This window comes from Dyadobacter sp. AC419, from assembly GCF_979253085.1.
On record NZ_CEEDCD010000019.1, the window covers coordinates 417,874 to 432,013 of the forward strand.

Sequence of the window (14,140 nt, forward strand, 5' to 3'; positions counted from 1 at the left end):
GTAAAATCGGCTGTTATTTTACCAATTTACCAAGCGGCCGGACGTTCTTGCCTTCCCGTTTTTGCAAATCATCACCCAAATCTTCGCGTGCGGATTCGGCGATCTTTTCCAACTGCGCAACGATTTCAGGATATTGTGCATATACATCATAGCGTTCGCCCGGATCTCGTTCCAGATTGTAAAGTGCCAATGGAATTGCATGATCTTCGGGAGCGGGGCCCGGCTGGCCGTCTTTGCCCGGAACCTGACCTTCGTAAGTGCGGCCGGGATGTGCAAAAACGAGCTTCCAGTCGTCTTTACGAACTGCTTCCAGACTATTTTTCCGATAATAATAAAGGAAATTTTCACGCGGTTTTTTAGAATCGTCGCCTTTCAGCAGATCCACAAACTCAATGCCGTCAATCTTTTGCTTAGGCAATGTTGCTCCGGTCAGCTTCGCCAATGTTGGCAAAATGTCAATGTTGGAAAGCAGCCGGTTTGAAATCCGTCCCGCAGGCACAACGCCCGGCCACCGGATCATGGCTGCCACGCGCTGACCGCCTTCATAGGATGTTCCTTTTCCCTCGCGGAAACCGCCTGACGATCCGGCATGGTCGCCGTAATTCAGCCACGGTCCGTTGTCGCTGGTGAAGATCACAATCGTGTTTTCATCCAGGCCTTGCGCTTTGAGCTCCTTCATAATTTGCCCAACCGACCAGTCCAATTCCGTGAGCACATCCCCGAAAATCCCGCGCTCGCTTTTGCCTTTGAAGTTGGCGCTCGCCGCCAGCGGAACGTGCGGCATCGGATGCGGCACATACAGGAAAAATGGGTTCTTTTTATTTCTCTTGATAAATGAAACTGCCTTTTCCGTAATAGTCGGCGTCAGCTCGGCAGCATCATTGAGGTCTTTGATTTCCTTTGCAGGCTTATTTCCATCAATCCAATGAAGCGGCGGATATTGCGCCTTCTCCTGCCACGGATGCAACGGCCACATATCATGCGAGTAGGGGACGCCATAATATTCGTCAAAACCTTGTTTCAATGGTAAAAAGATGGAATCGCTTCCCAAATGCCACTTCCCGAAAATCCCGGTTGCATAACCATTCGATTTCAGCACTTCCGCAATCGTTTCTTCTTGCGGAGCGAGCCCTAAGCCCTGTTTCGGGCCGAATGCGCCATAAACACCGACGCGATTTGGATAGCAGCCCGTCAGTAATGCAGCACGTGAAGCACTGCACACAGCCTGCGCCGCCATGAAATTGGTGAAGCGCGTTCCTTCCGTAGCGAGCCTGTCAATGTTAGGCGTTTTGTAACCCAAGGCTCCCGTAACCGATAAATCTCCGTAACCCAGATCGTCTATAAAAAACAGGACAACATTGGGCTTTTTGACCGCTTGCTTTGGAATGAATGCGACCATAATGGAAGCAACACTTAAAGCCAGAACGGGTAAAACAATGAACTTGATTTTTTTACTAAAAAACATGTTACCAGCCAGCGTTTTGAGTTAATGATGGGTTCAGATCTCTTTCCTTTTGCGGAATCGGCCAAATATAGTGACGGCTCACGTCAAATGTTTTATTTACCGCCACAACTTCCGCCGTTTTCAGTGCACCGCTCGCATCTTTGTAAGTAATGCCATAAACCGGTCCGGGGATCACTTTTTCAGCCGTTTTCCAACGACGGATGTCAAATAAGCGCTGACCTTCAAACGCAAGTTCAACAGTTCTTTCACGACGGACAATGTTACGGAGTTCGGTGGCCGAAGTCGTTTTTACCGATGGCTGTTTTACGTCCGTCCTGCCATTTCTGACCAAATTAATCGCTGCCAAAACACTTGCATCAATTTGCCCCAGCTCAATTTTCGCTTCTGCATAAGTAAGCAAAACCTCGGCATAGCGAAGCAAAATAATGTTCAGTCCGCTGTTTACCGGGTTCGCAAAGTCATCTGCACTAATGTATTTCTTAATGTTAAATCCCGTTGTCGACGCAATGTAAGTGCTGCCGATTGCGTCAGCCGTGCCGCTCGTGGGCTGCGGCTTGAATGCGATGCCGCTCGGTAACACGTCGCCTTCTAGAAAAACAGAGAATTTTAAACGCGGATCACGGTCTGCATAGGGTTTCGCGGGATCATAACCGCTGGCGGAATCGGTGATAAGCTTGCCTTCGAGGGTTTCGTAAGTGTCCACAAGCGCCTTGGTCGGAACATAAGTGCTTTGGCTGTTTTTCTGGCTGTAAGGTGCCAAAAGTGCGAAAACGTTGATCGGGTAAGTGTCTTTGATAAACTGTCTGTCAAACAGAACCTCTTTGTTGTTTTCCGCCGCGTAGCTGAACAGTTTTTCGTAAGATTCATACAATCCGTAATTGCTGGATTTGATCACTTTATCCGCTTCTTCGGCTGCTTTGGCATAACGGCCCGCGTACAAGCTCGCCCGGGCGGCAAGTCCCAACGCCGCACCCTGGGTAACCCGGCCTTCGTCAGTTGCCGGATAAGTTGCAGGCAGCAGCGCCGCAGCTTCATTGAGTTCTTTGTCAATAAAATCCCAGATTTCGGCCACAGGTGTTTTTACCAAAGACCTGCTTTCATCAACCGTAATCGCCGTTGTAACGAGTGGAACATCGCCGTAAAAACCGGCCAGCTTAATGTATTGATAAGCCCGCAGCACTTTCGCCTCGCCTTTCAGCTGGTTGATGAGCGCTGTGTTTGTTGAAGCAACTTTATCGACATTGTCCAGAAAATAAGACGCCGAACGAATGCCGCGATAAGCCCTTTTCCACTCATTATAAATCTTCGAGCTTGTTCCGTCATAGGTTCCCAGCTCCACGTAAGCCTGCACGTCAAAATTTTGATTTGTGTGCGCAATGTCCGTCAATGCATCCCAGGAAATGATGTTGGTGCTGTCCAGATCCGTGTAAAGACTGTTCACTGCCAGCTTGGCATCCTGCTCCGTTTTCCAGAACATATCAACCGATAATCGGTCGTTCGGGACGGTTTCGAGGAGGTCATTGTCGCAGGAAACCAGCGCACCGGATGCGATGGTCAGCGACAGGAAAATATATTTTAAAGAATTCGTTTTCATAATTTAAATGTCAATAGTGCTTTGGAATGATCAGAATTGCAGGTTAAGGCCAGCCGTGTAAAGTGCAGTCTGCGGATAGTAAACGGCACGTCCGGAAGGCGCTTCCGGATCCAGGTTCCACTCGTTCAGCTTTGAAATGGTGAAGACGTTGGTCGCGGAAACATACACGCGGATCCTGCTCAAATGAATTTTTTCAGAAACGGTCGAAGGCACATTGTAGGCCAGCTGCACATTTTTCAATCGCAGATAAGAGCCGTTCAGGACCAGGCGGTCGGAAGTGGCAACATTACGCAAATCATATTTGACCGGGCGCGGGAAACGGGCGTTTGGATTTTCTGGTGTCCAGTAATTGTTGGTGTAAATCTCGTGCGTAAAACCTTCCTGATTTCCCATTTCAGCCAATGCGCCTGCCAGCCGCGAATCCACTTTTGCCGCTCCCTGGAACAGAATGTTCAGGTCGAAGTTTTTGAATGAAAAATCAGCATTGGCTCCGAAAGTGTATTTCGGGAACGAGTTACCGATTGCAGTCATGTCGTTTGCGTCAATTTTCCCGTCACCATTCAGGTCCACATATTTGACGTCTCCCGGCTTGGTGTTGGCCGCATAAGTTGCTTTGTATTCTGTGATTTCCTGCTGCGTCTGGAACAAGCCATCTGTTTTATAACCCCAAAGTGTGTTGATAGGAAGGCCTTTTTTGATAATGTAACGCGGGTCAATGTCCGAGCCGGTGAGATAAGGACCGGTTCCTTTGAGGTCTGTAACTTTGTTTTCGTTGATGCTCAGGTTCGCGCCAACATTATAACGGAAGCCGCCGCTTGAAGGCGTTCCCCGGTAACTCAGGCTGAATTCCCAACCCTTATTTTGTACTGAACCGGCATTTTGCGGAGGCGCCGTCAAGCCGATTGTCGCCGGAATGTCGAGGTTAAGCAGAATGTCGTCTGTTTCTTTATTGTAATAATCAACGGTCAGGTTCAGTCTTTTTTGTAAAAACGATGCGTCCAAACCAATGTCCAGCTGCGTTGTAGATTCCCAGCCCAGGTTTGTGTTGGCCAATGTGTTCTGGCGATAACCCTGCACCGGCAAGCCGCCGAAGCTGTAACCATTGGCAGTCAGCGCCGCATAATAACTGTACAAATCCACCGACTGATTTCCGGTGATTCCCCACGAACCTCTGAATTTTAAATCGTTAACGGCGCTTTCCAGTCCCTGCCAGAAGTCTTCCTTCGAAATGCGCCATCCTGCTGAGAATGAAGGGAAAAAGCTGTATTGTTTGGAACCGGTAAATTTGGACGACCCGTCATAGCGACCATTCACCTCAGCCAGATATTTACCATTATAATCATAATTCACACGGCCAAAAAACGACCGCAAACCATAAACTGCATCACGTCCACTGTTTGTCTTCGTTCCATCATTAGCGCCCTGACCGATTGAGCCAATGTCATTATTGTAAAAACGCTCGCGGTAAGCCGTCAGGAATGTTTGCGTGTTGCCGATCTGTGAGTAGCCAACTAATGCTTTCAGGTTGTGGCTCCCCAAGCTTTTTTCGTAAGTCAGCAGGTTGTTGATCGTGTATTCGCGCAGATTATTGCGCACTTCCGTGAGGCTGTTATTGGCAATGGTTTTGGTAATGTTTGTAGTCTTATCCGTGTTTACGTAAGAATTTGTATAGTTTTTTTGTTGGGTAAAGAGCCCGCGACCCGCGATTTGGGTTGAGAAAGTCAGGCCTTCTGCCAGTTCAAAATCTGCTTTTACAAAACCTGCAACATAGTCCGTCTTCTGCCTGGACTGCCCGCCGATCTCCAAAAACATCAATGGATTGTTTCCTTGGGTGCTCAAACCATAAGTTCCATCCGGATATTTTGGAACTGCCCAGAGTGAGCCGTGAAAGAAGTTATTCAACGGTGCATCAGGATTCGTGGTTGGACTTTCCGTGCTGTTATAGCGATAGTTAATGTCCGCACTGATCCGTATTTTCTTGTTCACATCGTAATCCGTATTCAGCCTGAACTCACCGATTTTGTTGCCAAAATTCTTGATCACGCCGTTTTGATCCTGGTAACGAACGCTCAGCCGCGTCCGCAATGCCTCGCTTCCGCCTGCGATGGAAAGACTGTGATTTTGCTGGGGAGCAGTCCGCAGCAGCGTTTCAAACCACGTGTTAGGCAAAGGATATTTTTCACGGTCCGTCGCATTAACATAAGCCTGGATCGACTCTTCGGTGAAGCGTGGGGGAACTGCCGCACCCGCATTGGTGTAAGCAGCAACCTGTTCACGCATATAAGCCTCCAATCCCATCATTTTGGGGACATTGTTAGACTTTTGAAGCGCATAATAACCATGGTAATCGACCTGCACTTTGCTGCCTTTTGCTCTTTTTGTGGTGATCAAAACAACACCATTTGTTGCCCTTGAACCGTAAATGGCCGTTGACGCCGCGTCTTTTAGTATGGAAACAGATTCAATGTCATCGGGGTTAATGTCGCTCAATTGCTGCTCAATGCCGTCGACAATGATCAATGCGTCGTTTTTGCCCAGGTCGTAGCCGCTTGTGCTGCTGCCGTTAATGTTGAAAGTCGTGATCCCGCGCACGCGGATCGTTGCATTGGATTTGCCGGGAGATCCACCGAGGTCGTTCACGGCAACCCCTGGCATTAGTCCCTGAAATGATTGCTGCACATTTGAAACCGGCCTGCGCGCCACATCTTCGCCGGATATGGTCGAGATGGAATTGGTCAGGCTGGTGCGTTTCTGGGTTCCATAACCAACGACCACGAGCTCATCGAGCTGTTTGGTGTCCGCGGCAAGCTGGATATCCACGACGCTTCTTCCGTTCAATGGTGATTCCTGAGTTACGTACCCGATGCCCGAGAAAACAAGAATTGCATCAGCGGGAACGCTCAATTCATATTTGCCTTCCGCATTGGTTGATGTGCCTGTAACTGTGTTTTTTACGACGATATTGACGCCAGGCACACCGGTTTTGTCGGTGGCGGCTGTAACTGTTCCTGTAACTGTAACATTTTGAGCAAACGCATGGAAGCTCAGAAAAATGAATGCGGACAGGAAAACCCATTTCGGGATAGACTCTGATAAATTTCTTGGCATTTTGGAACGTGGATTAAATGAAATAGGATGCATCAAATTTAGTTAGACGACAAAGTCTATGAATTTGATAGGCAAATTAAATTACATATCCGCGAAATACCAAGGTGGACGGCTTCAAATCGTTTGAATCGTGCGATTAGGTGTTTTAATCACAAATAAAATTGGAATCTTCCAGTTCCATCCCGGCCAGCATATGTGCCAGGATCGGTTCGCATTTTTCCCGGCAGGCAGGGTAAAACTGACCATGTTTCCAGAAGTCTGACTTGGGAGATTGTCCCCACCAAAACTCAGCCATAGCAAGCGGCTTCATGTTGTGCTGGAAAGCATATTGCAACATTTTCGGTGCGGCACATTCACCGGCTCCGGCAGGTGGATTCTTGTACGCGGCATCAGCAAAAATAGCCCGCAGGCTTTTTATTTCGCCCGATTGATTATGAAACTGATATTGGTCAAAAATCTCATTTTGCAGCGAAACCGAATGTGCCTTACGCCTGGCTTTCAAAATCGAGATCTGTGTTCTGAGATGTAGTCCTTCCTGGTCTTCCAATGTCCGTATTTCCTCGGATAATCTGGAAAGTTCGGTCATTCCGGCATTAAGAAAACCTCCGTCCGCAACACCGTCAAAAACGGGCGGGACGAATTTGGCGTGATGGTTTGCTCCTGCGAGTTTTCCAGAAAAAGCAGCAATGTAACCGATCTCTTTTTGCTGGGTTTGCACAACAAGGACACCAAACATTTTCCCAACAATATTGATTTCATCATTTGCCAGACCAAAATTATGTTTCCAGTCTTGCTGCGTTTCGAGGTGAACTTGCAGCATTTCAGCGGCACGCAAGCTGAGCGGATGCGGGTTGCAGACGAACGGGAAGGTGAATTTTTCGGGAAGGGCGTAGTCTGTCAATGTTCCTTCGAAGGGCGTGAAACAGATTTCAGCGGCGGAATCAGTGAATGCAGACAAGCGAAATGGGGGCGGGGAGAAGCGGATTAGCGAAGGGAATCAGGCGAAAGGACCGGCCCCGAAGGACCAGCCCATTCTTAACGTTGAGTATATTCATTACAAATAACAAATAGTTTTACAGCCGTTTACTTAATCATCAAAATACTTCTATTCTTTCCTATTATATAAATATTGATTTGATTTAACGGTCAAATTAACGGGCTACATGATAGGTTGGATCGTCGATAATGTTCACTTCAATGATGCTGCCGGCGTTTTCCAAAAGTTGGCGACAATCCTGGCTCAGACTTTTTAAATGCACTTTTTTGCCAGCTTTGTGATAGCGTTCGGTTATTTTGTTCAGCGCATCAATGCCCGACATATCCGCCACGCGGCTTTCGGAAAAATCGATAATTACCTCCTGCGGATCGTTGCTAATGTCGAACTTTTCGTTGAATGCGGTTACGGAGCCAAAGAAAAGCGGACCGTAAATGATATAATGTTTTACGCCGTTTGCATCAATGTATTTCGAGGCCCGGATCCTTTTCGCACTTTCCCATGCGAACACTAGCGCAGATATGATCACGCCAATCAAAACAGCAAGCGCCAGATTATGCAGGTAAATGGTGATGGCCGCTACGAGTATGCCCACGAAAACGTCTTGTTTAGGCATTTTATTAATAATCCGGAAGCTGACCCATTCAAATGTGCCGATGGCGACCATGATCATAACCCCGGTCAGCGCCGCCATCGGCACCAGCCCAATGACAGGGGATGCGAACAAAATGATGGCCAGAATGGTCAGTGATGCAATAATGCCCGATAATCTTGCACGTGCACCGGCAGAAAGATTAACTAATGTCTGCGCGATCATAGGACAGCCGCCCATGCCGGTGAAGAAGCCGTTCAGAATGTTTGCGCTGCCTTGTGCGATACATTCCCGGTTGCCATTGCCGCGGGTCGCAGTGATTTCATCCACCAGATTGAGCGTCAGCAAACCTTCCGTGAGGCCAACACCAGCCATGATCAATGCATAGGGAAAGATAATTTGCAAAGTCGCGAGCTCAAACGGAATCTGCGGAATGTGAAAAGGGGGAAAGCCGCCACCAATTTCGGCAATGTCCTGAACGGTTTTTGTGTCGATATTAAAAATGGTCACGACAGTAAAGACCACGACGATGGCGACGAGTGAAGGCGGAACGACTTTGGTGATTTTTGGCAGCAGGATAACAATGGCAATCGTCAGCAAAACAAGCCCGGCCATGATCAGCAGCGGAGTGCCGCTCAGCCAGACCGTTTCTCCATTGACGACCGTTTTAAATTGTTCGAGCTGCGACATGAAAATTACGACAGCCAGTCCGTTCACAAAGCCATACATAACGGGTTGGGGGACAAGCCGAATGAATTTTCCAAACTTAAAAATGCCCACCAATATTTGAAAAACGCCCGCTAATGCGACGGCAGCAAACACATATTCAAGTCCGTGCGATTGCATTAATGCGATCAGCACAATGACGGTCGCACCGGCACCACCCGAAATAAGTCCGGGCCTTCCGCCAAAAATGGAAGTTACGATGCCCATTATAAATGCTGCATATAGGCCGGTTAGCGGGGGAAATCCAGCGAGAATGGCAAAAGAAAGCGACTCCGGCATCATGGTCATTGCCACGGTAAGCCCTGCCAGGATTTCGTTTTTGTAATTTATTTTTTGAGTGAAGTCAAACAAGTTGAGGTAACCTTTCATTGGGAATTATAAATGCCGGGCAAAAATACCAATAGTAAATGCCTCCATCGCTTACATCAGCACATATTGATATTTATTTGAAAAAAAATTATAAAAACACTTGCGCAATCAAACGGTTGCGCTTACATTTGCAACCGAACAGTTTCATATTAAACTGATGTGCTGATGAGAAGAGATGTATTTCAAGCCATTGCAGACCCGACGAGGCGGGCTATCCTCGTGCTGATCGCGTTGCAGCCTTTAACACCGAATGCGATTTCTGATCATTTTAATGCGACGCGCCAATCGATTTCAAAGCACTTGAAAATCCTGACTGAATGCGAACTTGTTACGCAGGAACACCAGGGAAGGGAGATTTACTACAAATTGGAAATTGATAAAATGAAGGAAATAGACCAGTGGCTCGAACAATTTAAAAAAAGATCTGGGAAAGCCGTTTTAACCAATTGGATGACTTATTATTAACCATAAAAAAAGGACGAAATGAGGCATAACCTTCAATTTGACTTTCTTACAGACAAGGAAGCAAACACAATCACAGTGGTCCGGGAGTTCATGGCGGACCGTCAGCTGATCTGGGAACGTGTATGACAAAAATTGAGCTTCTTGAACAGTGGTTTGCTCCCAAGCCACTCACAACCAAGACTAAATCCATTGATTTCAGCGAAGGCGGTGCGTGGGTTTATGCCATGGTGGATCCTGGCGGCAAGGAATATTGGGGCAGAACGGATTATCTGACTGTTGAACCAATTGATCGTTACACGGCATTGGATGGATTTTGTGACGAAACGGGCACGCTTAATCCGGAACTGCCGCGCGCAGAATGGGAAGTGTCGTTTAATGATGCAGGTGAAAATGCAATGGTGAAAACGGTTATCAAATACAAATCGCTGAATGACCTGGAAGTTGTCCTGCAAATGGGCATGCAGGAAGGGCTGACGATGACGCTGGATGAACTGGATAATTTATTGGAAACACTTAAAATTCAATAACAATGAGTGCAAAACAAATCACGGTTGAAACAACTGTTGCGGCGGAAAAAGAGAAGGTTTGGGATTATTACACCAACACAGCCCACATTACAAAATGGAATTTCGCGTCCGATGACTGGCAATGTCCGAGTGCCGAAAATGACATGCGCGTAGGCGGATTGTACAAAGCCAGAATGGAAGCCAAAGACGGCAGCTTTGGTTTTGATTTCGAAGCAATATATGACGAGATCAATGTTGGCAACAGCTTCACTTACAGCATGCTGGACGGAAGAAAGGCAACGGTGCGATTTGAAAGTGCTGGCGATAAAACAGATGTAACAGTGGTTTTCGATGCTGAAAGTCAGAATCCTGAGGAAATGCAGAAAGGCGGCTGGCAGGCCATATTAGACAATTTCAGAAAGTATACAGAAGCGAACTAAGTGCTGTGTTTACCAAGAAATTCGTTGATCAATCCGACCACTAATGCCGGGATAACACTGTCCGGACCAGGCGCGCAGATCTCACCAATGTAATGTCCATGGCCACCTGGCAAAATCGCCAGTTCCGCATTCGGGATCAGTCTTGAAAGTTCGATTGCATGCTCAACCAAAACGACGTCCTTGTCTGCATTAATAATCAATGTCGGCGCCTGGATGGTTTTGACCAGTTCATCGGCAATGTCCTGAAAATTAATCATTCGGGTGGAATCGCGGACGAACATTGCTTCCAATCCCTTGGGATCCGGATTCACTCTTTGAAAAGCTTCTATTAATGGTTGCGGCATGTTGTCGAGAGAGGCATGCCGCATCCCTTCAAAAAATCCGGCTATCATTCCATCCCGCTTTGTTGTCGCCGACGCTGGAATAAGTGCATTAACCATTTGCGGATGGCGTATCGCAAGCTGAATGGCAGTGGTCCCGCCGTTACTAAATCCAAAAATATTTGCCTTCTCGATCTGCAGCATTTCCAGCAAAGCAGCCACATCATCCGCATCCTGCTCAAAAGTCATTTCCCTATCGATGTCGGCCGTATGCCCATGCGCCTGCAACTCCACGGCAATCACCCGGTTCGTTTTAGCAAGCTCCGACAGCACCTTCCCATAATTAGATTCAATCGTAGATCCCCCGCCATGCAACAGCACCAGCGGCAACCCGCTTCCGTGGATTTCGTAGTAGAGGTGGAGGCCATTAATGGCGGCGTAGTGGGCGTTGGGTGGGGGTGCTGTTGGCATTTATTTGGGGGGATTGGGGATTTGTAAACTTAAAAATAACCTTAATATTATTTGTGAACTTATTTCACAAATAATATCTTCGCATCAGTGACTTAACACATACTATATAAATGAGCAAATCAAGGAAAGCGGACGAATGTTTTGAAGATGTAAATCATGTAACTGCTCTCATTAACATTTGAAACTGAATGGAAACTGTAAAAGAAAAAAATAGCGTATCTGCGGAAGTTAACAAAAAGCTTGACAAGGTAGAATCGATGTTGATGGATTTCACCAACAGCAAATTGGTCATCATGGATAAAGAATACAGTCTGAGAGAATGGATGACGCTTTCTGATTATTGCAAAAAATATAACATAAAGCCATCCAGGCTTTCCAACTGGATTGATAGGGGTGTTGTGCCTGATGGCAGCATCATTGTTATTCCTGAATTGAATGGATTGAAGTTAATAAAAGACCAAGCTCTGATGGCTCGATCCTATAAGACGCGGGTTGCAGCTGGGGCTGGTTATTAGATTTTTTTCTGAGTGAGAGTCGGTGGGAGGTTTGTGTCGAGCGACGCCGGCGGAAGCTCGACGGGTTAAAACCCGTCGTTAGGAATCGGTCGAGCCTATGGCTCTTTTCGTGGTCGGTGGTTTTGGCGCGTGGGGTTTTAGCCGACGGGTTAAAATCCGTCGTTAGTGAATCGATCGAGCCTATGGCTCTTTATTCGGGACGAAATAGAAGAGTCATTCGCTGTGCTGCGTTACCTGTCGATCTTGCTCCTCAAAAGATTAAGGCAGTGATAATCCTAATGCTAATGCAGATCTCCCACATAAGTGAAAAAAGAGCCATCGGCTCGGCCGATCTCCTACCTGCGGGTTTTAACCCGCAGATATGCACCGCTTCTTTCGACATCCGCAGACAGATGCCCGAATCTTTCTACATCCGCAGACAGCCCCGCCTCCTTCCACGAGATGAGATAAAGTCCTGACTCTTCCTCATGAGTAAAAAGAGCCAGAGGCTCGACGGGCTGATGAGCCCGATCGTGGAGTTCCACCGCTTGACCGACGCTTCCTACTAGGCCTTTTAGGACTGATACCCAGTGGGGGGCCGGCGAGCGTCACCGGTGGAAGCTCCACGGTTAAAACCCGTCGTTAGGGGATCGGCCGGGCCTACGGCTCTTTATCCGGGCCCCTAAAAGAGTAATCCACTGTGCTATATAACGTTCCGGCTAGCGCTCCTCAAAACGGTAAGGATATGATAGTGCTAATCCTAATGCAGATCTCCTACATAAGTGAAAAAAGAGCAAGAGGCTCGGCCGATCTCCTAACTGCGGGTTTTAACCCGCAGTTACACCCCGGCTCATTTTACATCCGCATACAGATCCCCGCTCTTCTTACATCCCCGTACAGACCCCAGACCTCTTTTTACATCCGTAGACAGATCCCCGGCTCATTTTACATCCGCATATAGATCCCCGGCTCTTCTTACATCCGCATACAGACCCCGGGCTCTTCCTACATCCGCATACAGACCCCCAGACCTCTGTTTCAACCCGCAGCTCCCGCAGCTCCTCGCAAACCCACATCCCAAAAAAAGCCCCCAGCTCCCCCTCACATCCGTGAAAAAGAGCCAGAGGCTCGCCCTAATCCTTGCAACGGGTTTCAACCCGCTGCAAAAGCTAACAAAAGAAAAATCTCAATTCCAACCCCCGCCAAGCGCGCGGTAGATATTCACCGTCGCATTCATCTGCTGCATCTTGGTTTCAATCAGGTCAAATCTTGATTCGAGTGCTTCGCGCTGCGTTAATAACACTTCCACATAATCTGCTCTTGCTGAGGTGAAGAGGCGGTTTGCAATGTTCGTTGACTCGGTTAATGCAGCCACCTCACGCGTTTTGGTTTCGTAGCTTAGTTGCAGGTTGTTAATGTTCGATAACTGGTTCACAACCTCCATGTAAGCATTCAAAACCGTGCGTTCGTAATTGTAAATCGCCTGAACCTGACGTGCGTTGGCGCTTTTATAAGTTGCCTGAATTGCGTTTTTATTGATCAATGGGCCAGCCAGATCAGCCACCAATGTCGACATCAGCGATTTTGGGACATTACCCAGATAAATCGGGTTGAATGCTTGCAAGCCTACGGCTGCATTCAGTCCCAATGATGGATAGAAATTGGCTCTTGCAACCAGCACATCCAGTTTCGAAGCTTCCAGATCCTGCTCCGCTTGTCTTACATCCGGACGGTTCTCCATTAATTGCGAAGGAATCCCCGCCTGGATCACTGCCGGCACCATGGTTTCGAAATTTGTGCTTGATCTCAAAACAGGCTGCGGATATCGTCCTAAAAGAAAATTAATCCGGTTTTCGGTTTCCACAATGCGCTGACGAATGGCATACTGACGGTTCTGCGTGTTCAGCACTTGTGCCTCAAACCTGCGCACAGCCAGTTCGGTAACCCGCGTCGCTTCTTTCTGCATTTTCACGATACGCAATGCATTGGTTTGAATCTCAATGTTTTGTGTAACAATGTTCAGCTGCGTGTCCAGTGCCAGAAGCTCGTAATAGGAGTTAGCGATCTCTGAAACAATGTTGGTCATCATGAAATTTTTACCTTCCACTGAGGACAAATAACGGTTCACAGCAGCCTTTTTCGCATTCCGCAATTTGTGCCAGATATCCACTTCCCAGCGCGCATAGGCGGCCACGACGAAGTCGGGCAGTGGCTCGGGCGTTTCTCTGCCGGGCTTGATTTCCGTAGTTGCTTCGCTGGAACCCACTTGCGTGTAACGGCCTGCTTTTTCAATGCCGGCTCCGCCTCTTAAACCTACGAAAGGCAAATATTCCCCTTTCCGGGCGCGGATCTCGTTTCGTGAGATCTCGATTTCTTGCAATGTAATGTTCAGCTCCTGGTTGTTGTTTAACGCCGTGTCAATCAGGGCAGCCAGTTGTGGATCGGTGAAATAATCCTTCCATTTCATTTTGCCCACATTGTTTGTGGAAATCAGCTGCCTGACCATTGTAGGCAGCTGATAATGTTTTGTTAGGAGATCGCTGGACCTGAGAAGGGGCGTTGCAGGCGGTGTAGGCGAAGGCACTTAAAGTGATCC

At 47.8% G+C, this 14,140-nt stretch carries 10 protein-coding genes and 1 pseudogene; 4 read left to right on the forward strand and 7 right to left on the reverse strand.

Features of this window, described 5'->3' with window-relative positions:
- Positions 1–13: 13 nt before the first annotated feature.
- The 5 genes from AC0IYG_RS15345 to AC0IYG_RS15365 all read right to left on the reverse strand — a co-directional run bounded on the left by AC0IYG_RS15345 (position 14) and on the right by AC0IYG_RS15365 (position 8,848).
- Positions 14–1,465, reverse strand: coding sequence for a sulfatase family protein (locus AC0IYG_RS15345; protein WP_471711941.1), 1,452 nt, complete (start codon positions 1,463–1,465; stop codon positions 14–16).
- A 1-nt stretch (position 1,466) separates the two neighbouring features.
- Positions 1,467–3,059: a RagB/SusD family nutrient uptake outer membrane protein gene (locus AC0IYG_RS15350; protein ID WP_471711942.1), complete on the reverse strand. Its 1,593-nt coding sequence runs from the start codon at positions 3,057–3,059 to the stop codon at positions 1,467–1,469.
- A 30-nt stretch (positions 3,060–3,089) separates the two neighbouring features.
- Positions 3,090–6,167 (reverse strand): SusC/RagA family TonB-linked outer membrane protein, encoded by a 3,078-nt coding sequence (locus tag AC0IYG_RS15355; protein ID WP_471711943.1) that lies wholly within the window; start codon positions 6,165–6,167, stop codon positions 3,090–3,092.
- A gap of 145 nt (positions 6,168–6,312) precedes the next feature.
- The gene (locus tag AC0IYG_RS15360) at positions 6,313–7,125 is read right to left on the reverse strand and encodes a pseudouridylate synthase (protein ID WP_471711944.1); all 813 of its coding nucleotides are present in this window, start codon (positions 7,123–7,125) and stop codon (positions 6,313–6,315) included.
- Positions 7,126–7,318: 193 nt separating this feature from the next.
- Positions 7,319–8,848 (reverse strand): SulP family inorganic anion transporter, encoded by a 1,530-nt coding sequence (locus AC0IYG_RS15365; protein ID WP_471711945.1) that lies wholly within the window; start codon positions 8,846–8,848, stop codon positions 7,319–7,321.
- A gap of 165 nt (positions 8,849–9,013) precedes the next feature.
- Here AC0IYG_RS15365 and AC0IYG_RS15370 point away from each other — a divergent pair.
- The 3 genes and pseudogenes from AC0IYG_RS15370 (at position 9,014) to AC0IYG_RS15380 (ending at position 10,259) form a co-directional block, all read left to right on the forward strand.
- Positions 9,014–9,342: pseudogene (locus AC0IYG_RS15370) on the forward strand (ArsR/SmtB family transcription factor).
- Between the two features lie 93 nt (positions 9,343–9,435).
- Positions 9,436–9,840, forward strand: a complete 405-nt coding sequence (locus AC0IYG_RS15375) for an SRPBCC family protein (RefSeq protein WP_471711946.1) — start codon at positions 9,436–9,438, stop codon at positions 9,838–9,840.
- A gap of 2 nt (positions 9,841–9,842) precedes the next feature.
- Positions 9,843–10,259, forward strand: coding sequence for an SRPBCC family protein (locus AC0IYG_RS15380; RefSeq protein WP_471711947.1), 417 nt, complete (start codon positions 9,843–9,845; stop codon positions 10,257–10,259).
- On the opposite strand, the gene AC0IYG_RS15385 is transcribed toward AC0IYG_RS15380, so the two are convergent.
- Entirely contained in the window at positions 10,256–11,050 is a 795-nt protein-coding gene (locus AC0IYG_RS15385; protein ID WP_471711948.1) for an alpha/beta fold hydrolase, read from the reverse strand. The genes AC0IYG_RS15380 and AC0IYG_RS15385 overlap by 4 nt on opposite strands.
- 188 nt (positions 11,051–11,238) lie before the next feature.
- On the opposite strand from AC0IYG_RS15385, the gene AC0IYG_RS15390 reads away from it, so the two are divergent.
- On the forward strand, positions 11,239–11,565 hold the full coding sequence (locus tag AC0IYG_RS15390) for a hypothetical protein (RefSeq protein ID WP_471711949.1): 327 nt from the start codon (positions 11,239–11,241) through the stop codon (positions 11,563–11,565).
- A gap of 1,165 nt (positions 11,566–12,730) precedes the next feature.
- On the opposite strand, the gene AC0IYG_RS15395 is transcribed toward AC0IYG_RS15390, so the two are convergent.
- Entirely contained in the window at positions 12,731–14,128 is a 1,398-nt protein-coding gene (locus tag AC0IYG_RS15395; RefSeq protein WP_471711950.1) for a TolC family protein, read from the reverse strand.
- Between the last annotated feature and the right edge of the window lie 12 nt (positions 14,129–14,140).